At 45.3% G+C, this 20,026-nt stretch carries 19 protein-coding genes and 1 pseudogene; 4 read left to right on the forward strand and 16 right to left on the reverse strand.

Translation table 11 applies throughout. The features are described from left to right. Nucleotides 1–98: 98 nt before the first annotated feature. The 15 genes and pseudogenes from DSOL_RS16305 to fadR all read right to left on the reverse strand — a co-directional run bounded on the left by DSOL_RS16305 (nt 99) and on the right by fadR (nt 15,483). Complete coding sequence (locus tag DSOL_RS16305; RefSeq protein WP_075365890.1) at nt 99–296, reverse strand: hypothetical protein; 198 nt, start codon at nt 294–296, stop codon at nt 99–101. Nucleotides 297–408: 112 nt separating this feature from the next. After that, nucleotides 409–609, reverse strand: coding sequence for a CopZ family metallochaperone (locus DSOL_RS16310; RefSeq protein ID WP_075365891.1), 201 nt, complete (start codon nt 607–609; stop codon nt 409–411). Nucleotides 610–698: 89 nt separating this feature from the next. Continuing rightward, complete coding sequence (locus DSOL_RS16315) at nt 699–3,449, reverse strand: heavy metal translocating P-type ATPase (RefSeq protein WP_075365892.1); 2,751 nt, start codon at nt 3,447–3,449, stop codon at nt 699–701. A 57-nt stretch (nt 3,450–3,506) separates the two neighbouring features. Further along, a complete protein-coding gene (locus DSOL_RS16320) occupies nt 3,507–3,851 on the reverse strand; it encodes a metal-sensitive transcriptional regulator (RefSeq protein WP_075365893.1) in 345 nt (114 codons plus the stop codon). Between the two features lie 249 nt (nt 3,852–4,100). After that, nucleotides 4,101–4,313, reverse strand: coding sequence for a cupin domain-containing protein (locus DSOL_RS16325; protein ID WP_075365894.1), 213 nt, complete (start codon nt 4,311–4,313; stop codon nt 4,101–4,103). 112 nt (nt 4,314–4,425) lie between these two features. Continuing rightward, nucleotides 4,426–5,964: a histidine ammonia-lyase gene (gene hutH, locus DSOL_RS16330; protein WP_075365895.1), complete on the reverse strand. Its 1,539-nt coding sequence runs from the start codon at nt 5,962–5,964 to the stop codon at nt 4,426–4,428. Nucleotides 5,965–6,104: 140 nt separating this feature from the next. Next, nucleotides 6,105–6,545 (reverse strand): histidine utilization transcription antiterminator HutP, encoded by a 441-nt coding sequence (gene hutP / locus DSOL_RS16335; RefSeq protein WP_075365896.1) that lies wholly within the window; start codon nt 6,543–6,545, stop codon nt 6,105–6,107. A 244-nt stretch (nt 6,546–6,789) separates the two neighbouring features. Next, the gene (locus tag DSOL_RS16340) at nt 6,790–7,065 is read right to left on the reverse strand and encodes an SHOCT domain-containing protein (protein WP_083642662.1); all 276 of its coding nucleotides are present in this window, start codon (nt 7,063–7,065) and stop codon (nt 6,790–6,792) included. 12 nt (nt 7,066–7,077) lie between these two features. After that, nucleotides 7,078–7,260 carry an SHOCT domain-containing protein gene (locus DSOL_RS16345; protein WP_075365897.1) on the reverse strand — a complete coding sequence of 61 codons (183 nt, stop codon included), beginning with the start codon at nt 7,258–7,260 and terminating at the stop codon, nt 7,078–7,080. Between the two features lie 212 nt (nt 7,261–7,472). Next, on the reverse strand, nt 7,473–8,768 hold the full coding sequence (locus DSOL_RS16350) for a methyl-accepting chemotaxis protein (RefSeq protein WP_075365898.1): 1,296 nt from the start codon (nt 8,766–8,768) through the stop codon (nt 7,473–7,475). Between the two features lie 251 nt (nt 8,769–9,019). Next, nucleotides 9,020–9,169, reverse strand: a pseudogene (locus DSOL_RS16355) (acetyl-CoA hydrolase/transferase C-terminal domain-containing protein); the annotation flags it as partial. Between the two features lie 190 nt (nt 9,170–9,359). After that, nucleotides 9,360–11,129: an acyl-CoA dehydrogenase family protein gene (locus DSOL_RS16360; RefSeq protein WP_075365899.1), complete on the reverse strand. Its 1,770-nt coding sequence runs from the start codon at nt 11,127–11,129 to the stop codon at nt 9,360–9,362. A gap of 153 nt (nt 11,130–11,282) precedes the next feature. After that, on the reverse strand, nt 11,283–12,440 hold the full coding sequence (locus DSOL_RS16365; RefSeq protein WP_075365900.1) for an acetyl-CoA C-acyltransferase: 1,158 nt from the start codon (nt 12,438–12,440) through the stop codon (nt 11,283–11,285). A 12-nt stretch (nt 12,441–12,452) separates the two neighbouring features. Continuing rightward, nucleotides 12,453–14,840, reverse strand: coding sequence for a 3-hydroxyacyl-CoA dehydrogenase/enoyl-CoA hydratase family protein (locus DSOL_RS16370; RefSeq protein WP_075365901.1), 2,388 nt, complete (start codon nt 14,838–14,840; stop codon nt 12,453–12,455). A gap of 55 nt (nt 14,841–14,895) precedes the next feature. Then, on the reverse strand, nt 14,896–15,483 hold the full coding sequence (gene fadR / locus DSOL_RS16375; RefSeq protein ID WP_075365902.1) for a fatty acid metabolism transcriptional regulator FadR: 588 nt from the start codon (nt 15,481–15,483) through the stop codon (nt 14,896–14,898). Between the two features lie 283 nt (nt 15,484–15,766). Between fadR and DSOL_RS28050 the strand changes: the two genes are divergently transcribed. The 4 genes from DSOL_RS28050 to DSOL_RS16395 all read left to right on the forward strand — a co-directional run bounded on the left by DSOL_RS28050 (nt 15,767) and on the right by DSOL_RS16395 (nt 18,975). Next, complete coding sequence (locus DSOL_RS28050; protein WP_170871538.1) at nt 15,767–15,937, forward strand: hypothetical protein; 171 nt, start codon at nt 15,767–15,769, stop codon at nt 15,935–15,937. Nucleotides 15,938–16,126: 189 nt separating this feature from the next. Next, a complete protein-coding gene (locus tag DSOL_RS16385) occupies nt 16,127–16,855 on the forward strand; it encodes a (Fe-S)-binding protein (RefSeq protein ID WP_075365924.1) in 729 nt (242 codons plus the stop codon). Then, complete coding sequence (locus DSOL_RS16390; RefSeq protein ID WP_075365904.1) at nt 16,852–18,267, forward strand: LutB/LldF family L-lactate oxidation iron-sulfur protein; 1,416 nt, start codon at nt 16,852–16,854, stop codon at nt 18,265–18,267. The genes DSOL_RS16385 and DSOL_RS16390 overlap by 4 nt, the downstream gene beginning before the upstream one ends. Nucleotides 18,268–18,291: 24 nt before the next feature. Beyond that, nucleotides 18,292–18,975 (forward strand): LutC/YkgG family protein, encoded by a 684-nt coding sequence (locus tag DSOL_RS16395; RefSeq protein WP_075365905.1) that lies wholly within the window; start codon nt 18,292–18,294, stop codon nt 18,973–18,975. Here DSOL_RS16395 and splB read toward each other — a convergent pair. Continuing rightward, on the reverse strand, nt 18,972–20,015 hold the full coding sequence (splB, locus tag DSOL_RS16400) for a spore photoproduct lyase (RefSeq protein WP_075365906.1): 1,044 nt from the start codon (nt 20,013–20,015) through the stop codon (nt 18,972–18,974). The two genes, DSOL_RS16395 and splB, sit on opposite strands and share 4 nt — an antisense overlap. Between the last annotated feature and the right edge of the window lie 11 nt (nt 20,016–20,026).

Below are 20,026 nucleotides of genomic sequence, written 5' to 3' on the forward strand. Positions count from 1 at the left end.
AAACTAGTACTGTTTTATCTGTCCGCAAGCCATTTTATCATATTTGCTTAAGTATACAAATAGCGGAAGAATATAAACAAAAAAGGAGCGTAACGCTCCTATTTAATAGTACCATCTGTTTCTTCAAGGTGTTTCTTTTTGGATGCCAGATGTGCTTTGACATCCTTAAGTTGATGTGGAGTAAGTTCCTCAGCATTTTCCGCTAAGAATTCTTCATTTTTGTGGATATTACGGATTGTTAACTCAAGTTTCTTTAAGTCTTCACTCTTATCTTTATTGCCATCATTTCTGGGCAAGATCATCACCTCAGGGATAGTTTATCCAAATGTTCAATCCCTGATTCACCCTGTGTACAGAGTTTGGCAAAACAAAAAGAACCGCTTGATAACGGTTCTTTTTGTTAAATACTTATCCCACCACTGTATACCCTGCATCTGTAACCGCTTTGACGAGATTAGCGCGCTCAGCATCTCCCGATACAACAGCTTCTTTGGCCGCAAGATCGACTTTAACGCTTTCAACACCACTTACCCCTTGCAATGCTTTTTCAGTCCTCATCTTGCAATGGTTACAAGTCATACCCTCAATTTTCAGTATAGTTTGGCTCATGTTCTCACCCCCATTCGAAATTTCACCGTTTATATTTATCCTCCTAAGATCGCACTATGAAGTGCCTACAGAGGAAAACTAACCCAAGTCTAGGCCACCAGCTTTTTGTCATACCTTCTCAACAGGAGCGAACTGGTCACCACGGATACAGACGAGAAGGCCATGGCTAGTCCAGCCCACTCAGGAGGTAAAAGTTGCCCGGTTAGAGGATACAGGATTCCGGCAGCAATTGGGATACCGATCGTATTATAAATCAAAGCCCAGAAAAGATTTTGTTTTATTTTAGCAAGCGTCCTTCTCCCTAAGCGTATTGCTCGCTCGACATCAAGGAGGTCATTGCGGACTAAAACGACATCTCCGGTTTCCTTGGCCACATCGGTTCCTGAGCCAATAGCAATTCCAACATCGGATTGGGCTAAGGCTGGTGCGTCATTAATCCCATCCCCCACCATTGCTACTCTAAAGCCTTGGTCTTGATACTTTTTAATAATATTTATCTTATCTTGTGGTAAGACTTCAGCCATCACTTCATCAATCCCGACCTGTTCTCCCACCATCTGAGCGACTTTTTTATTGTCCCCTGTGATCATGAAGGTTTTCAACCCTAGCTCATGCAGCCGATCAATGGCCTCTTTTGTGCTCTCTTTAACCACATCTGCTAGGGCGATAAGTCCAATCACTCGACCCCCTAAGGCTATAAAGCTGGTAGTTTTGCCCGCTTCAGCTAGGCGATGAAAGTCCTTTTCTGCTTCTTGGACATCCACATGGTTCAAGTGCATCAACTTAATGTTACCTATGAGTAACTGCTGACTTTCATAAGCACAGGTGACGCCATAGCCGCCCACTTCTGAATAATTCTCCACCTCTTGGATGATCAGATGTTCTTTCTTGGCCTCGGCGACAACCGCCTGTGCCAGCGGGTGAATCGAGGGATTTTCACCTGCTCCCGCAATTGTTAGGACATCTTTTTTTGTATAAGAATCATACAATATTATGTCCGTCACTTCAGGAGTCCCTTTGGTCAACGTCCCCGTTTTATCAAACCCAATCACTTGTAAGTGAGCAATCCCCTCGAGTACAGCAGCTGATTTGAATAAGATACCACGATTTAGCCCTACCCCACTGCCAACCATAATCGCCGTCGGAGTGGCCAGTCCCAAAGCACAAGGACAAGCAACCACCAAAACAGCAATCGCAGCCGTGAAGGCAAATACAAACGTACTATGCAGCCCCAAGTACCAAATTAAAAAGGTTATGACTGAAATAGAAACGACTGTGGGAACAAAATAATTAGAAATCGTATCCGCTAGCCGTTGAATCGGGGGCTTAACCCCTTGGGCATCTTCCACCATTTTGATGATTCCAGAAAGGACGGTATCTTGACCAGTTTTGGTCGTTTTTACTTTAATACTCCCCGATCGATTAATCGTGGCTCCAATCACAGGGTCGCCCACTTTTTTGTCAACAGGGATGGATTCCCCTGTCAGCATCGCCTCATCAATACTAGCTTGTCCTTCCATGATTTCCCCGTCAACTGGTATTCGTTCCCCCGATTTTACGAGGACAAGATCGCCGATTTTTAAATCCGATGCAGCTACTTCCTTTTCTTGACCGTCGACAAGTAACCGCGCCTTATCAGCCTGTAACTCCAGCAGTCGTTTTAAGGCCTGACCAGCCCGCCCTTTCGCTTTAGCCTCCAGATATTTTCCGAAGCGCACAAAGGTGATCAGCAAAGCGGACGTATCAAAAAAATTGGGTCCCTCGAAAAATAACGCCGGGAAGAACATGTGCAACGTCGTCATTAGACTATACCCATAAGCAGCTGTAATCCCCAAGGCCACCAAGACATCCATATTGGCTGAGCGGTTTTTCAAGGCGTGATAAGCTCCGCGATAAAAGGTCCAACCAGCCGTAAACTGGACAATCGTGGCCAAAGCAAGAATCGTATACATTATAGGTCTTGACATTGGGAGAAACATCAGCGGCATAACAGGCAACGAAAGAACCGCACTGAAAATCAGCCAGTTGCGCTGTTTGATCGCGCTCCGATCGTCTTGATTTTCGCCCTTATTTTCGAGGGGAGTATAGCCCGCGTCCCGCACTTGTTCAAAGATTTCTCGCATAGTAACGACACCTGGATCAAACTCCACCGTAACCGTTTCATTCGCGAAGTTAACCGCGGCATTTTGTACTCCCTGAGTTCCTTTGAGCTTTTTCTCAATCGCTAAGGCACAATTGGCGCACGTCATTCCGGCTACTTTAAATTGTTGTTTTCCATCGTTTTGGCTTTGAGCAGCATACCCGAGGTCCTTGATCTTTGCAAGGAGAGTTTCCTCCTTAACTACATTGGGATCCATTTCCACTGTAAGTTTTTCCGAAGCAAAATTAACGGCAGCTGTTTTAACCCCAGGCATCGATTTAAGACCCTTTTCAATCGTCAAAGCGCAATTAGCACAAGTCATGCCACTAATTTTAAACTGCTGTTTTTGTTCTCCTGCGACCAGAGTGGCGGGGGGGGAATCCGACCTTTCTGAGGTCCCTTTGTTCCCAGTATTCCCTTGTTTATCCGGCCTATCAGGCTCTGCCTTTTCCTGATCTTCCTGTCCATCGGCAGGCTTTTCCATAGAATATCCGGCTTCCTCAATTTCCTGTTGTATATCCACCAAGTTGACTTGAGTGGGATCCCAATCAAAAGTAGCCTTGGAATCATCTAAGGACACCTGCACATGCTCCACACTAGGGTATTTCTCTAAAATCTTAGTGACATGGTTGACGCAATTCTGGCAGGACATGCCATAGACTTGAATTTCTTTTTTCTCTCGGACTGCTTGTTCTGTCATGTGTTTTATCCCTCCTTAAAGAGACCTCCACCAAATATAAGTGAATTCATAGAGCGCTTAGCGAATCATGCGAAAGATGGTTTTTAGAACCTCATCGATAACCTGTTCATCTCCGTCTTGGAGTTGTTCTCTGACACACGATTTCATATGTTTTTCTAGGAGCAATCGTGATGCACCATCTAAGGCGGATTGAGCAGAGGATATCTGATTTAAAATATCATCACAATAGACGTGACGCTCAATCATCCCTTTAATTCCCCGAATTTGTCCTTCAATGCGGTTCATCCGAGTTACGAGTTCTTTAATTGTTTTATCATCATGGTGGCTCGTTCGTTCTCCTGTATCTTCCCCGCTACTCTGACAAACTGGACAAGAATGGACTTGCTTTTCTTCTGGCTTCATGAAATCACCTCACATGAATATAGTATACCCCCCTATGCTATATGTCAAGGTAAATACTCTATACATTCTTTTTTCTTCAGTATGCAGCTAGATTTGGTTTTCAGCCTTCGCGCGGGCGCTTCATTTAGTTGCAACATGGTTACAAACTATAAAAGTATAGAAGAAGATTCATGTCTAAACATCTAAACATGAATCTTTACCTTTTGTTTTATTATACCCAATCCGAAAATCTTCACACTGCACACTACACTACTTATGCCCTACTGATCTATTCCATCTAAATGAAGGATCCCGTTTCCCATTAAGATGTAAATAATGTGGGGCCACATCTAGATCAAAAACCCGCATAACATGTCCTTCCCAGCCTTCCTGGGGAGAAATAAGGACTTTTTTATGGACATTTTTCAGTGAGTCCCCTTCAAGTTTTAACCTTTTGACATCTCTTTCATGTGCAACAATCATACTTCATCCTCCTCTTGCTTGATGATTGAATACATCCTACTTCTTTTCTAGAACTCCTCTTATAATCTAGTAAACCAAATGATAATTCCGTTTCTACCCTTTTCTTTCATAATTAATGCTGTACCGTTGCAACGAGCTTCCCTGAAGAAACCAACTCTTTAGCAACCTGAATATCCGTATACATGACGCGATCCTCTTTTAGCATGCCTACCTTTGACCGAACAAGCTGGTAAACACCCTCGCTTCCCTTCCCCAGTTGAAGGTGCTCTGTTCCCTTTCTTAAATCAACACCCTGGCAGGCGGCTAGAAGTTCCATAGCCACAACATGAACTGCGTTTTCCAAGATACTTCGGGCCTTACGGGCGGCAATCGTTCCCATGCTCACATGGTCTTCTTGGTTTGCCGAAGAAGGAATCGAATCCACACTAGCTGGATGAGCCAATATTTTGTTCTCGGAAACCAGTGAGGCTGCAGAATACTGCACAATCATAAATCCAGAATTTAATCCTCCATCAGGGGTTAAAAACGCAGGCAGTCCACTTAAGTTGGGATTAACTAAACGTTCCAAGCGTCGCTCTGAGATATTAGCGAGTTCAGCCACCGCAATTCCCAGAAAGTCCATCGCTAAGGCCACAGGTTGACCGTGAAAATTCCCGCCGGAGAGAACTTCCCCCTCTTCAGGGAAAATCAAGGGATTATCAGTTGCAGAGTTCATCTCAATTTCTACAACCTTTTTTACATAAGTTATCGCATCCCCTGAAGGACCGTGAACTTGGGCAATACAACGTAGGGCGTAAGCGTCCTGAACCCTAAGGCGTTGTTTGCCTGCCACAAACGTACTCCCTGCGGTAAGGAGTCGAATTTGTTGGGCCACTTCCATCTGACCCGAATGCGGACGCGTTGCATGAATTTTTGGATCAAACGCATCGAGAATCCCTTCGAGGGCTTCTAAGGTCAAAGCAGCTGTAATATTTGCAGATTCCCATAAAATTTCCGCATCCCAAACTGCGAGAGCTGCAACCGCCGTCATAACTTGGGTTCCGTTAATCAGGGCCAGACCCTCTTTTCCTTCCAAAACAACGGGCTCTATTCCTGCTATAGCTAATGCCTCCCGTCCACTCATCCGACGCCCCTTATAAAACGCTTCTCCCTCACCGATCAAGACCAAAACCATATGGGACAAAGGCGCTAAATCCCCGCTCGCTCCGAGCGACCCCTTCTCAGGTACAACAGGGACTATTCCCTCATTCAACACCGCAAGCAACGTTTCCAAGGTGGAGAGCCGTATGCCGGAAAATCCCTTCGCTAAGGCATTGGCTCGCAGCAGCAAAATTCCTCTGACCACTTCATTGGGCAGGGGCTCACCCACCCCTGTCGCATGACTCATTATGAGATTACGCTGCAGTTTTTTAGCATCTTCTTTAGAAATCAAGACATCGCTAAACATCCCAAAGCCGGTCGTAATTCCGTAGACAGTTTTATTTCCCTCAATCAGATGATCGACGTACTCTCTGGATTTTAGGATTTTTTCTTTCGCCTCAGGGTTTAAGCGAGCTTTGGCACCGTACCGCGCCACCGCAACCATCTGTTCAAACGTAAGTGATTCTCCATCTAAGATAATCTCCAGTTTTTCTGCTAATACTACGCTCATATTTTCCCTCCTCAAGGCAATGAAAAAGAGGATTAAGCCATAAACATTCGTTTACAGCTTAGCCCTCTAACATCTAATAACTATGAGCATTCCCTATTTCATTGCAATTTACTTAAATGTTCTTTAAAGAATTAACCCTATTATAAATGGTTAATTCCTAATCCACACACTTCATGTTCATGCCCTTTAATCGGAGCCCCGATCATTCCATACATACCAACGGCAATCCAGAGGTCATCTGTATCCTCAACAATGCGCGGCCCGCGGACGATTGCAAAACGGAGTCCGACCGTGCGCAAAACATTCCCTAACTGGAGTGGTCCTCGCCCTAACCCTTGTAAGGCATCAAGAATGGCGTGATATAGAGCATGTTGGGAGCGATAGCGATCATCTACGAGATTCTCGCGTTTGGCCGCAGTCTCAACCGCTGCAATAACCTTTTGAACATCCATAGACCCAACTTTACCCACCGCAACTTGGAAACCCTTTTCCCTTGCATTTGACACATACTCTTCAGTTCTATTTCCTTCGGCCATGGCAATGAGTAAGGCCGTTTTCCCTAAAGATGAACAGTGTTCCATCATAACCCCCGGTTCTCAAAATGTTACCTCGTATTTCTTCCTATGCCAGCCTATCAGTTTAAAGTTTCAACATGCAACGTTAAACTCTACGACTGACCCTACTCTTATCATAGACGAGAACTGCTTAGCCTTCAATATTAATATTTGAGAAATTCTCGGAATGGGTGAAAAAACAAAAAAGCGACCTTCTTGGCAAGAAGATCGCAGTAGCATTAATTATAGAAGCCCATTTAACTCATTAACATTAATTCGAGAGGTCTTGCTTTCTTTGATTAAACTCCTCTGTGTCAATCTCCCCTTGAGCATATCGTTCACGCAGTATCTTTAAAGCAGGGTCATTTTGAGTTTGGTTCGTTCGAATTTTTGCACCATGTCGACGCATGAAAATAACAGCAAGCACAACTACCACAATAAAGAAAATTAGGTGGCTAACTAAAGGAAGAAATCCCATCCATCCGTGTCCATAAGTCATGTAACCTTGACCAAACCCGCGCATCACATTTCCACCACCATGCATCATTTGTATTCCCCCTTATCCTAAAGTTTTCTTGCGTTCGTTAAATTCCTCAGAATTAATCTCGCCGCGGGCATAACGCGCACGAAGAATGTCAAGTGCGTCTGGGTGAGAATTTGCCAAGTTATGAGAATGACAGCCATTTTGCTTATAATAATAATAGGCTCCAATACAGAGCAAAACTAAGAGAAAACCAAACATTACAATCCCCTTCTTCCATGACCTATTTTTCCTCTTTAAATGAGGACAGATTTAGTATACCTAAATTTTAAGATTAAGAAGTCATGAAATTGTGAATTCCACGTTAAGATTAAATAAAGAACCGTTTCCCCGGCAAAGGGAACAGTTCTTTTCTAGATTTCTATTGTACCGGATACATACCTTTGCCATGTAGTTGTTTGTTATTGTTCCCACTATACCTTAAATTGTTCAACTTCTTTCTGAAGCTGACTAGCGTTTTGCGCAAGGGCTTGGGCCGCTGCGGCAACGACTTGCATGGTGGCCGTCACTTCCGTGGTTGCCTCCTCAATATCTTCAGCAGTAGCAGCAGCTTCTTCCGAAACGTTTATGACGGTATTGACATAGTGGATCATCTCCTCCATATTTCCGAGCGTTTGCTCGCTGGAGGCCGCGATCTCTGAAATATTGTCAGCCACTGCTTTCGTCGCATGAGCAATAACAGTCAAGCCTGCCTGTGCTTCGTGAATCGATGCCACACTTTCTTTAACCTTAGTATTCGTTTGCATCATTCCTTGAACAGCGTGCTGGACACTCTGTTGAATCATAGCCGTAATTTCCGTTACTTCGCGAGTTGAAGAGGCAACATTCTCGGCGAGTTTACGGATTTCATCAGCGACAACAGCAAACCCCTTTCCGTGTTCCCCTGCCCGGGCAGCCTCTATTGCGGCATTGAGTGCTAAAAGATTGGTTTGCCGTGCTACTTGGGCAATCGTTTCAGTTATCGATCCGATGCGATACGATTGATCGGCTAAATCCTCAACCGTCCGAACAGAGTTGTTCACGGACTCATTGGTTTCCTCCATGGTAGTCACAATGACCGAAAGCATAGTCAACCCTTCTTCGGAATGTTGTTCAGATTTTACAGCCTCACATGAAACAGACTTGGCACGTTCAGCGATTGTTTGAGCAGCATTCGCGAGTTCTGCTACCATCGTTTTCATCTGTTGCATGGTCTGAGCTTGATTTCGGGCCTCTAAAGCCATTTGGCTTGTATGACTGGTAACATCACTGTTCGTCGCAGTTACTTCTTCAGAACTGGCCGATAATTCTTCGGACGAAACGACCCAAGAATTTGCCATCTCACGAATATCCAGGATAATACCGTTAAAGTTCTCCATCATATGATTAAAAGCATATCCTAATTCTGCAACATCGCTATTCTTTATAACTTTAATTCTTTGCGTCAAATCCCCTTGAGCGACCTGAATAATTCCTTGTTCCATCACATAGATGGGTTTTAAAAACTTTTTGTAATTTTTCAAGGAGGCAACAACCCCAATGATTAAGCCGGATAATAGAAAACATAGAAATAAAAGTACGGATTTAGACCAATCTAACCGCAATATTAAAACAATCATCAGTCCCATAAAAGATACCATAGGTACAACTGTTACTAATGTTTTGCCAATATATTTCCCTAAGCTAATATTTTGCTTATTTGTTCTAGCTTCTCCTCTACTAGCTTTCATCCTAATCTTATCCCCCTTTGTTATTACTTCTCTTGATTCAACTCCATTCACTTCATACTCTGTTTTAACTACATTTTACTACAGTTAGTTCATAAAAACACGATATATCCGAATAGTTTGATAACTTAATCAGCATATATTTCAATCTTTACCGTCCTCTGTGATAAATGCGCATTCGATAACAGATAGCATTGTAGCTAAAAAGGCCATGTCTTAACCGACTATGGCCTATATTATTGATTTCCTACATTTTAAATTTTATTGCTTCTCCGCCAGATACCTAACTTTTGCGCTTTTTGAATTAATTCTTCTCGGAAATCGGGGTGGGCTACGCTAATCAATTTTTCCGTCCGTTGCCACATTGTTTGCCCTTTAAGATTAACCTTCCCATATTCCGTCATTCTTAAATAAAGCGCACTTCCATTTTGTAAGCGCTCATGTTCGCTGAAATTCTTCGCAAACATAAGCGCTTACTCCTATTTCTCACAAGAATAAACCCGGTTCAGATCCAAAAACACACCACGGTTCACATTGCGCACTGCGTGAAACGGAACTCGTGTAAGCGTGCAAAGACCCATTACTTTCACTCTCTTAGCGAGTCGGATATTCCTCTTTCTCAATGACATATTGAGCGATTTCCTGGCGCAACCCGATCATATCAACCGTTGGGCGACGAACGAGCTTACGCATACCTGCTAAAACAGTACTGAGGGAATCTCCTTTTTCGACAGCGCACAGAACTTCTTTAGCTTGTTGTTCGAGAATATTAAATGCCTCATAGGTTCCCAGTGTTGCCGCTTTCTCGACAAACGCTTTATGCTGATCGGAAACATCAAGAGTTTGAACTTTGCGAGCCCGTAAAACGGCACTTTCCATCGCATAAACTTGGAGTACCATCTCAGCCAGTCCCATCAAAACAAATTGATTGTCTTTCAATCCAGCGCCCAAGTTTTGAGCAGCAAGCCCTGCAGCCATCAAAACCAACTTCTTAGCCTTCTGAGTGATTTGAGTCAGACCTTCTAAGCCCTCTGCATCACTACTCATCCCACCGGAAACTAGTTCTTTGCTAACAGCCTTAGCAGCTTGGAGCAACGGAAGTTCACCAGTCATAGCGCGTTTTAGGAGTGTCCCTGGCACGAGCAGACGGTTGATTTCGTTGGTTCCTTCAAAGAGGCGATTGATGCGGGAATCCCGATACATTCGCTCAATCGGGTATTCCTGAATGAAACCGTAACCGCCATGAATCTGAACTCCTTCATCGACTGCAAAATCCAAAACTTCAGACGCTAACACTTTGTTAAGAGAACACTCAATAGCGTACTCTTCCAAGGCTTTGCCCGCCTCTTTACGGCAATCACCGGTCAGATCAAGTCCGTGGAACCCATTCTCCATGAGACCAGCTGTACGATAAACGACACTTTCAGCCATATAAGTCCTAGTAGCGATTTCTCCCAGTTTACTTTGAATCGCTCCAAACGTGTTGAGTGCAACTCCAAATTGTTTGCGCTCAGAAGCATATTTAAGGGCTGTCTCCAACACAACTGAAGCACTTCCAATAGCGCCCGCAGCCAGTTTAAAACGTCCAACATTCAAGATGTTAAAGGCAACCACGTGCCCGCGACCTACTTCACCTACCACATTTTCTACAGGAACCATGACATCTTCTAAGATGACTTGACGAGTAGAAGACCCTTTGATACCCATTTTTTTCTCTTCTGGTCCAAAGGAGAGACCCGGTGTTTCACGCTCGATGACAAAATTGGTCAGCTTTCCGTCAACTTTGGCATAGACGAGGAAGACATCAGCAAAACCAGCATTAGTTATAAATTGTTTTGTTCCATTCAAGCAATAATGAGTTCCCTCTGCATTAAGAACAGCAGTCGTTTTTGCACCCAAAGCATCCGATCCTGAACCGGGTTCGGTCAAACAATAAGCGGCAATCTTTTCACCACTAGCGAGACCGGGCAAATATTTGGCCTTTTGCTCTGGTGTTCCAAAATAGACAATCGGCAAAGTACCAATTCCAGTATGAGCTGCATAAGCCACTGCAAACGAACCACCGCGAGGAACCTCTTCACCCACGACAACAGTGGAGGCCTTATCCATGCTCAAACCACCGAATTCTTCAGGCACTTCAAGTCCTAATAATCCCAATTCTCCAGCTTGGCGCATTGCCTCGCGGACAACACCTTCTTGTTGTTCCTCCATTTCCTCAATCTTCGGAGCAACCTCTTTGACCATAAAGTTATGTGCCATCCGTTTAAGCTGCAGATGATCTTCATTTATTTCCTCACGAACAAAAACCTGATCCGGGGAAACTTCAGCAAGTAAAAATCCACCACCACGTAATTCTAAATCCATGATTTTTTCCTCCTCTTAATCGAAGTCCGAAGTTCGATGCAGCACCTCGTGCTTTTTCTATACATTTAGAACGAAAACAATTAAGCAAGTCCGTTTTGGTTAGTAAAGCTCTAGGGGAAGCACCAGAACCGTCCCTGCGCTTCCCCTTTCACATTACAGTAATTCGTACACGCCAGCGGCACCCATGCCGCCACCAATACACATGGTCACCATGCCGTATTTCAGTTTCCGTTTTCCCATTTCGTGTAATAAGGTTGCTGTGAGCTTTGCCCCAGTACAGCCTAGAGGATGTCCGAAAGCAATAGCTCCACCGTTAACATTGACTTTAGTTGGATCTATGTCTAGCGTCTTAATGATCGCCAGCGATTGCGAGGCAAAGGCTTCATTTAATTCGAATAAATCAATTTGGTCCAAGGTCAGTCCAACTTGCTTTAAAACTTTGGGGATGGCCTTAATCGGGCCGATACCCATAAGTTCGGGCTCCACGCCTGCGACCGCAAATCCACGCCAAACAGCTACTGGTTGGAGACCCAATGACAGAGCTTTTCGTTCGGACATCAATAGAGAGATAGCTGCCCCGTCACTGGTCTGGGACGAGTTCCCTGCCGTGACTGAGCCACCATTCAGGAAGGCAGGCTTGAGTTTGGCCAACGATTCTGAAGTGGTCTCTGGCCGAATCCCCTCATCCTTGTTAAACCACTTCTCACCTGGTTTTCCCCAAGTGGGTAGCGAAACCGGAACGATCTCATCATCAAAACGTCCGCTACTTTGGGCAGCAAAGGCTTTTCGATGGCTTTGTACTGCGAAAGCATCTTGTTGGTCACGTGTTACTTCATATTTCTTAGCTACGTTTTCTGCGGTTATACCCATTGAGAGATAGACTTCTGGGGCATTAGCGATCATGAAGGGATTCGGTGCTGGTTTGCCCCCACCCATCGGGACCATCGACATGCTCTCCGCTCCACCTGCGAGCATCACCTCTGCTTCACCCAAGCGAATTCGGTCTGCTGCCATGGAAATCGCTTGAAGCCCTGACGAGCAGAAGCGATTGACTGTCACGCCAGGAACGTCAAAGGGAAGACCGGCCCGCAGAGCCATAACTTTAGCCATATTCATCCCTTGCTCTCCCTCTGGGAACGAACAACCAATGATGCAGTCCTCAATCTCTTCTGTTTTAAGAGAAGGAACTCTTTTAAGGATATCTTGTATAACATAAGCCCCTAAATCATCCGGGCGAACCTGTGCCAAGGAACCTTTGACTGATTTTCCGATAGCCGTACGCTTGGCCTGTATAATGTAGGCGTCTTGCATGCTTTTCCCCCCCTAATTCCGTAATGGCTTGCCTTTGGCGAGCATATGGCGAATACGATCCTGAGTCTTTGCTTCACCCACTAAACTCATAAAGGCTTCTCGTTCAAGATCTAAGAGATATTGCTCATCCACGAGCATTCCTGCTGGACGATCTCCACCTGTCATAGCATAAGCCAGTTTCTTGCCAAGATGCATATCGTACTCTGAGATATAATGTCCTTCGCGCATTCCATAAAGAGCCATTTCTAAGGTGGCTCGAACACCAGCCCCACCCATTTTGACCTTTGTTGGTAAGTTAGGTCTGAAGTTACGAGCTAAATCGATCACTCGTGCCTTGGCATCCAGAATGATATGTTCTGGATTCATGCTATAGCGGTCATGGTCACGCAAGAAACCGAGTTGACGAGCTTTTTCCGCACTCATTGAGACTTGGGCCATGGCAATCGCTTCGAACCGCTTGGCAAAGAAATAATCAGGAGCTACCTGTATGCCAGGAAGAACCCCTTCCATTGCCCTTACGGCCAGTTCTTTGGTTCCGCCGCCGCCAGGGATCAAGCCAACCCCCATTTCAACAAGTCCCATGTAGAGTTCAGACGAGGCTTGAATAGCATGGGAATGGATGCATATTTCTGCACCGCCGCCAAGGGTCATGCCGAAAGGAGCTGCAACGACAGGCTTTTTCGCATATTTCAGAGCCATAGTCCCGTTTTGGAAGGCTCGAACCATAAAATCAAGGTCATCCCAATTTTCTTCTTCAGCTTCGAGAAGAATCTGCATCAAGTTTGCACCCACGCAGAAATTCTTGCCTTGATTGCCGATCACCATACCGAGATAGTTTTTCTCTACTTCTTCCAATGACTTATGGATCATGCTGAGAATGTCTGCACCGACGGAGTTATTCGGAGAGTGGAATTCCAAGCAGGCGACGCCGTCTCCGAGGTCAACCAGACTTGCTCCAGCATTGCTCGTGATGACCTTTCCAGCCTTATGAGCTTGCTTTAAGGAAACTGTGTACGGGCTGACGGCTTTTTGATGATAGTCTCCCTCTTTAAAGAAGGACAGTTGCCCTGCCTCATCCTTCTGATAGAAACGTTCATACCCTTTGGCAAGCAATTCTTCCACGATCGGAGGTAAGGTGCCACCTTCGGCGACAATACGGTCGGCTGTTGCTTTAACGCCCAAAGCATCCCACAGTTCAAAGGGACCCATAGACCAGTTAAAGCCCCAACGCATTCCTTCGTCAATTCCCGTAATATCGTCCGCGATATCTCCAATTCGATTAGCCGCATAAACAAGCACTGGTTTCAAGACATTCCAAGCAAATTCTGCTCCAGCATCTTTGCCACTGATTAAAGTGCGAATTTTCTCTGTCAGGCTTCCTGCCGCTTTGGCCTTTTCCAAAGAAGCAAATTTCACACTCTTCTTCGCGACATAGGTCATGGTTTGAGGATCGAGCACTTCCACGACTTTGCCTTGGGGTCCTTTGGACTTCTTATAAAAGCCTTGCTTAGCTTTATCGCCTAACCAACCATTTTTTAACATAGTTTGCATAAATTCAGGTAACGTAAAGTTTTCTTTTTCTGAAGGCACCCCTTCAGCAACGGTATTGGCTGTATGCATAAACGTATCCAACCCAACAAGGTCAACCGTTCGGAACGAAGCACTCTTCGGACGTCCCATCACAGGTCCCGTTAAGGCATCCACTTCATCAACGGACAAGCCGGAACGAAGCATTTCCTGAAGCGTCACAGCTAGGCCAAAAACCCCAATCCGATTGGCAATGAAATTAGGTGTATCCTTGGCTATGACAACTCCTTTACCCAAAACCCGCTCGCCAAATTCAGAGAGGAATGTCATTATTTTCGGGTCTGTATTCGGTCCAGGAATAATTTCCAAGAGTTTCATATAGCGTGGAGGATTAAAGAAGTGCGTCCCTAGGAAATACTGAGTAAAGCTCTCTGGGAGCCCTTCCACCATAGATTTTAGGGAGATCCCCGAAGTATTGGAGCTGACAATCGTCCCTGGACGGACATTCGAAGCGATCTTTTTGAAGAGGTCTACTTTAATATCGAGACGTTCGACAACGACCTCAATCACCCAATCCACTTCACTTAAACGTCCTAAATCATCGCTTAAGTTCCCCACCTCAATTCGCTCCGCAAACTCTGGGACTAAAAATGGGGCAGGATTCATTTTAATCAGTTTGGTCTTATTCGTTTCTGCAATGCTATTTCGAACCTTACGGTCCTCAAGGGTCAATCCGGCGGCCTCTTCTTTTGCTGACAGCTTAGAAGGGACAATATCCAACAACAGGCTCGGAATCCCGGCATTAGCCAAATGCGCTGCGATGGTACTCCCCATCACACCTGACCCTATTACCGCTACTTTATGAATCTGCATTTATATCCTCCTCTCGTTTCTTCTGGGCGACACCTTGTCTTCTTATCTCGTTCGGTTATTTTTTTAACCGAAGTGCGCCTTCAAATAACGCTAACATTGGCTCTACTTCACTTTCGAGGGTTCGTGGGCTGCGAGCCATGACCCAATCCGTTGTGGCTTCATCTAGGGACCCGAATATCATTTGTCGAGCTACTCGTATATCCGTTTTGGGAATTTCTCCACAATCTATACCTTGCTGGATCACCTCCTCAATAAGACTAAAATAGTCCAATATGGGAGCATTAATGGCGATCCGCACTCGCGGATTAGGCTGTCTAAGCTCCAATTGAGTCACAATGGCCAAGGAGCGATTTTGTTCCATATAGGAAAAATGGGTTCGGACAATCGTTCGCAAGCGTGCTCCTGTCGTCTTTCCTAGCGAGAGTTCACGACGGATGTTAGCAATAAAATCGCCCATGCGTTCCTGAAAAACCCGAATAAGGACTTCCTCTTTGTTTTTAAAGTACAAATAGATCGTGCCATCCGCTACTCCTGCTAAACGTGCTATTTTGGAGACCTGGCATTGATGGAATCCAGATTCTGCAATGGCTTCAATTGCAGCATCAAGGATCTGTTGAAATTTACCCTCGCGCTGCGTGTCCATGAAACACCCCTTTGCAAAAAATTTAAATTAAAGGTTGAATGAATGACCATTCAATTAAAAACATCATATCATAGGTTTTTGAAAAGATAAATAGATTTTTCAGAACTTAGTACAAACTTTGTTAATTTATAACTGAACAATATTAGACTAGAATAATCTTGACATGCATCGCGTCTCACGTATGATAGATATAGTAATCTCATCCATATTGAATATGATTCATCGGATTTCAACGCTGCCATACGATGGACGATGCACGTTGGCCTATGAAAGGACGAAGGCGATGAAAGTTAAAATTTTCAGTTCCCCAGATTATCGAATCTTAGACAAAGAAGTCAATCAATGGTTAGAGGACAATAACTGGCTTAAAGTCGTCAACATCACCCAAAGCACAGGAACAGCTACCGTTATCTCCATTTGGTACACTGAACCCACTGTACCGATCCTTGGGTAATCTTTTAGGATTAGATAAAACAAAACGAGAAGCGTTAGGGCAATCGGATGCCTTAACGCTTCTCGTTTTGTTATGCCTCTTAGGGGGTTGCCCATTTTTACCTCCCAACCGCATCAAAACCAGCTTTATATGGAAATACTATTCTTAACTGATCCGAAACATAGAGCTATTACGAAAGGACGGTATTTTATGAAGGTCTCACTCTTTGCTACTTGCTTGACGAATGCCTTTTATCCGGAAGTGGATATGACAATGGCCAAAATACTAAAACACCTAGGGCATACTATAGACGTTCCTGAAGGACAAGCCTGTTGTGGTCAAATTGCATTTAATTCTGGTTATATTGCTGACGCTCGGGAAGTCGCCCGCACGCTCATCGATTCTTTTGAGCGTAGCGAAGTGGTAGTGGGTCCAAGTGGCTCCTGTATAGGGATGATTCATCACTACTACCCCTTCCTGTTTGAGGACGAACCAGCTTACCTTACTAAAGCCAATGATCTCATCCGTAAAAGCTATGAATTCACACAATTTATTGTCGATATCTTAAAGCAGCCTGATCTGGGTGCAAGATACTCTGCCAAAGCAACCTATCATCCATCCTGTCACGCAACTCGGCTATTAGGAATTGGAGAAGCTCCTCTAAGGCTCTTAGAGCATGTCAAGGGTTTAGAGCTTATTCCCTTGCCAGAGGCCCAACTCTGTTGTGGCTTTGGGGGAACGTTCTCCGTTAAGATGCCCAAAATCTCCGAAGCAATGGTTGCAGAGAAGGCAGAGCATGTCTTAGAATCCGGTGCAGATTTACTCCTTGGTCTTGACATGGGCTGCCTTATGAATATCTCCGGCTATCTCGAGAAAATCAATAAACCTGTTAAGACGATGCATATCATTCAGTTGCTCGGGGAGGGAATGAAGCCATGAGTACCTATAAACCCATTGTTGAAAAACGAGTCGATAAAGCCCTGGCCGATGAATTTTTACGAAAAGCCACACGCAGAGCCACAGATCGTTTGCGTCTTAGTAAGTATAAAGCTGCCGAGGAACTAGGAGATTGGGAGCAGTGGCGTCAAGCTGGGCAAACCATCCGTACTCATGTCGTCGCGAATTTAGACTATTATCTCAAGCAACTCATTGGGCAAGTCGAAAAAAACGGAGGACATGTCCATCTGTCCAAGACACCAGCGGAAGCCGTAGAGACCGTACGTAACATTGTGCGCAAGCACGAGGCCAAAACAGTTATTAAATCCAAATCTATGGTTTCTGAAGAAATCCATCTTAACCCTGCTTTAGAAAGTGACGGCATTAGCGTAGTAGAAACAGACCTCGGCGAGTATATCATCCAAGTTGCTGGCGAACCCCCTTCTCACATTATTGTACCAGCCATGCACAAAACAAGGCAGCAAGTTGCTGATTTATTTGAACCCATTGCCGGACAAACTCTGAGTTCAGATACCCCGACCCTAACTTGTTTCGTACGTACGCAAATGCGAGAAAAGTTCCTACATGGAGACATCGGCATCACGGGCTGTAACTTTGCTGTGGCCAAGACTGGAAGTATTGTGATGGTCACCAACGAAGGCAACGGGCGAATGGTAAGTACTCTACCACGCGTTCAAATTACTCTCATGGGCATGGAACGCATTGTTCCCTCCTTTCGGGAACTCAACGTTTTGCTCAATCTTCTGGCTCGAAGCGCGACCGGACAGCGGCTCTCCAGTTATACAACGATCCTCACTCCCCCCAAGCAAACAGCGGAGTCGGATGGTCCCGAGGAATTCCACCTCGTCATCCTAGACCATAACCGCTCAGAAATTTTAGGGGATGCAACCTTTCGTACCTCCTTAAACTGTATCCGTTGCGGAGCCTGCTTTAACGTTTGTCCCGTCTACCGTCAAATTGGAGGACACGCCTATGGCTCTGTTTATGCGGGTCCGATCGGCTCAGTGATCACGCCCCTCCTTGAAAAAAGCTGGGAAAAGTGGGGGCACCTTCCTTTCTTCTCCTCGCTTTGTGGTGCTTGCTCTGAAGCCTGCCCGGTTCACATCCCTCTCCATGATCTTCTCGTGAAACTAAGAGTGCGAAAAACTCTTAGTGGACACACTCCGCCAGTCGAGCAAAAAATCTTCCGAGCGTATCGATACCTCTTCACCCACGAGAAAACCCTGCGAAGGATGATTCGTCTGGGTGCGCGATTACAACACCCATTCGTTCAGAATGGGCGAATTGTAGGCGGCCCACCCCCTCTTTCCAACTGGACGAAAAGTCGTACCCTTCCCATGGTTTCTTCAGAACCCTTTATGAAAATGTGGACGGATTCAAAATCAAAAAAGTAATTACGGAATAACGAGGTGAGAGCAATGACACATGCCAATGATTTCATCAGTCAAGTGGCCCAGAAGCTGGGGCGTTCCACCCCCACCGCAACCCCAGAGCCCGTGCCCATTCAAATTCCCCAATATCGCTTATCCGATCTTGGGGAACGAACTGCAGTCTTCTTACATAATTGGCAAGCCTTAGGGGGCAAAGGAGCTATCGTTAAAACTGAAGACGAGACAATACACTGCCTCAAAGAATGGTTTGGAGACCTCGAGTTAAATTGGCTTAACCAGAAATCCATTGTAGCGTGGGACATGCTCCCCTCGCTTGCCGAATCCGCTTTTTCCACCCTAAACTGGCCTCTTGTCCGTTATACCCACGCTGCCCTAGATCCACGTGAGCGTCACGCCATCGCTGCCCAAGCTGAACTGGGCATAACGGGCGCTGATTGGGGAATTGCTCTTTCCGGCACGGTCGTGATCAACAGTAATCCTCAAAGAGGACGAGCCGTGAGCCTTCTCCCCCCTCGCCATCTCACCTTCATCGAAGCTTCCAAGCTCAGAGATAACCTCGGGGAAGTTCTCGAAGAGGTTTCTGCTTCTGAAAGCCAGCCCTCCGCGATCGAGCTGATCACTGGCCCGAGCCGGACATCCGACATTGAAATGGATCTATCGATTGGAGTCCATGGACCAGTTGATGTTTATGTTGTAGTCGTGGAAGATTAAATAAAATACTCCACGTGTGCTAACGGAAAGTAACACTTAGCTTGCTCCTGGAAAAACTCTCTCAGCTCCTCCATCTCTTCCTGCTTGTAAATATATTTCCCATAGCCAAACTGCCCGTATTTAAACTTTCGCTCATCCTCTGCCATTGGGAGAGAGGAATTTGGGAAGACCGTCAAAATATTGGCTTTAGCTTTCAAAGTAAAACGATGCGAGATGAATTCAAGCGTTAGTTGATCCGAAGACCAACCGGACGGAGCCCTTTTTGCTAATTCATCCGCAGAACGCTCTAATAACCTCCGATAGGCTTCTTTCCACCCGTGAAACCGAAAAATCGGAGCAATAATAAACCCTAAGGGATACTCAGCGTTTAACACTTTACCTGCCGCTATGATTCTATCTTCCGGAGAAGGGGTCAAATGTTCAAATTTATGCACAACCTCGTCACAATTTAAACTAAATCGAAAACGTGTATGTCCTTCATGTTGAGCATCAAGCAGACTGTCTACTTCAGTATACTTCGTGACAAAACGGAAACGACCGTTCGGCTCTTGCCCAAAGAATTCGATGGTCTGCTTCAAGGCTCCAGTATAATGCTCAACCGGAAGTGGATCTGAGGTTGCTGCTCCTTCGAACTGAGTAATCTCCGGGAGCCTTTCCTGAATCAACTTTGAGGCTATGTCTAAAATTTCTTCAAGATTGACATAAACCCGGACATAGGGTTTTTTTCCCAAGGTTGTCGCCAGATAACAATATTCGCACATGCCCGGGCAACTGGTGACAAGTGGCAACTGATAATGAGCAGACGGTTTACAGGATTGAAACGTCTTACTACGACGAACTCCGATGACTAAGGTCCGCTTGGCCTCTCGAAAGGCTTCAGTTGCGTTTTTACTTGGAATTCCAATCACCCGATTATGAGATGTAGTGGGAGTAATGGGTATTTCCAGTTGACGGAAATGCTGGACTAGAGTTTTCCCTAACGGATAATCCAGTACACCGGGCTCATAAAACACGCGAGTGGGTATGAATTCTTTTGCCATCTCTAATTCAC

Origin of the sequence: Desulfosporosinus metallidurans, assembly GCF_001936615.1 — a bacterium.
Lineage (GTDB): Bacteria > Bacillota > Desulfitobacteriia > Desulfitobacteriales > Desulfitobacteriaceae > Desulfosporosinus > Desulfosporosinus metallidurans.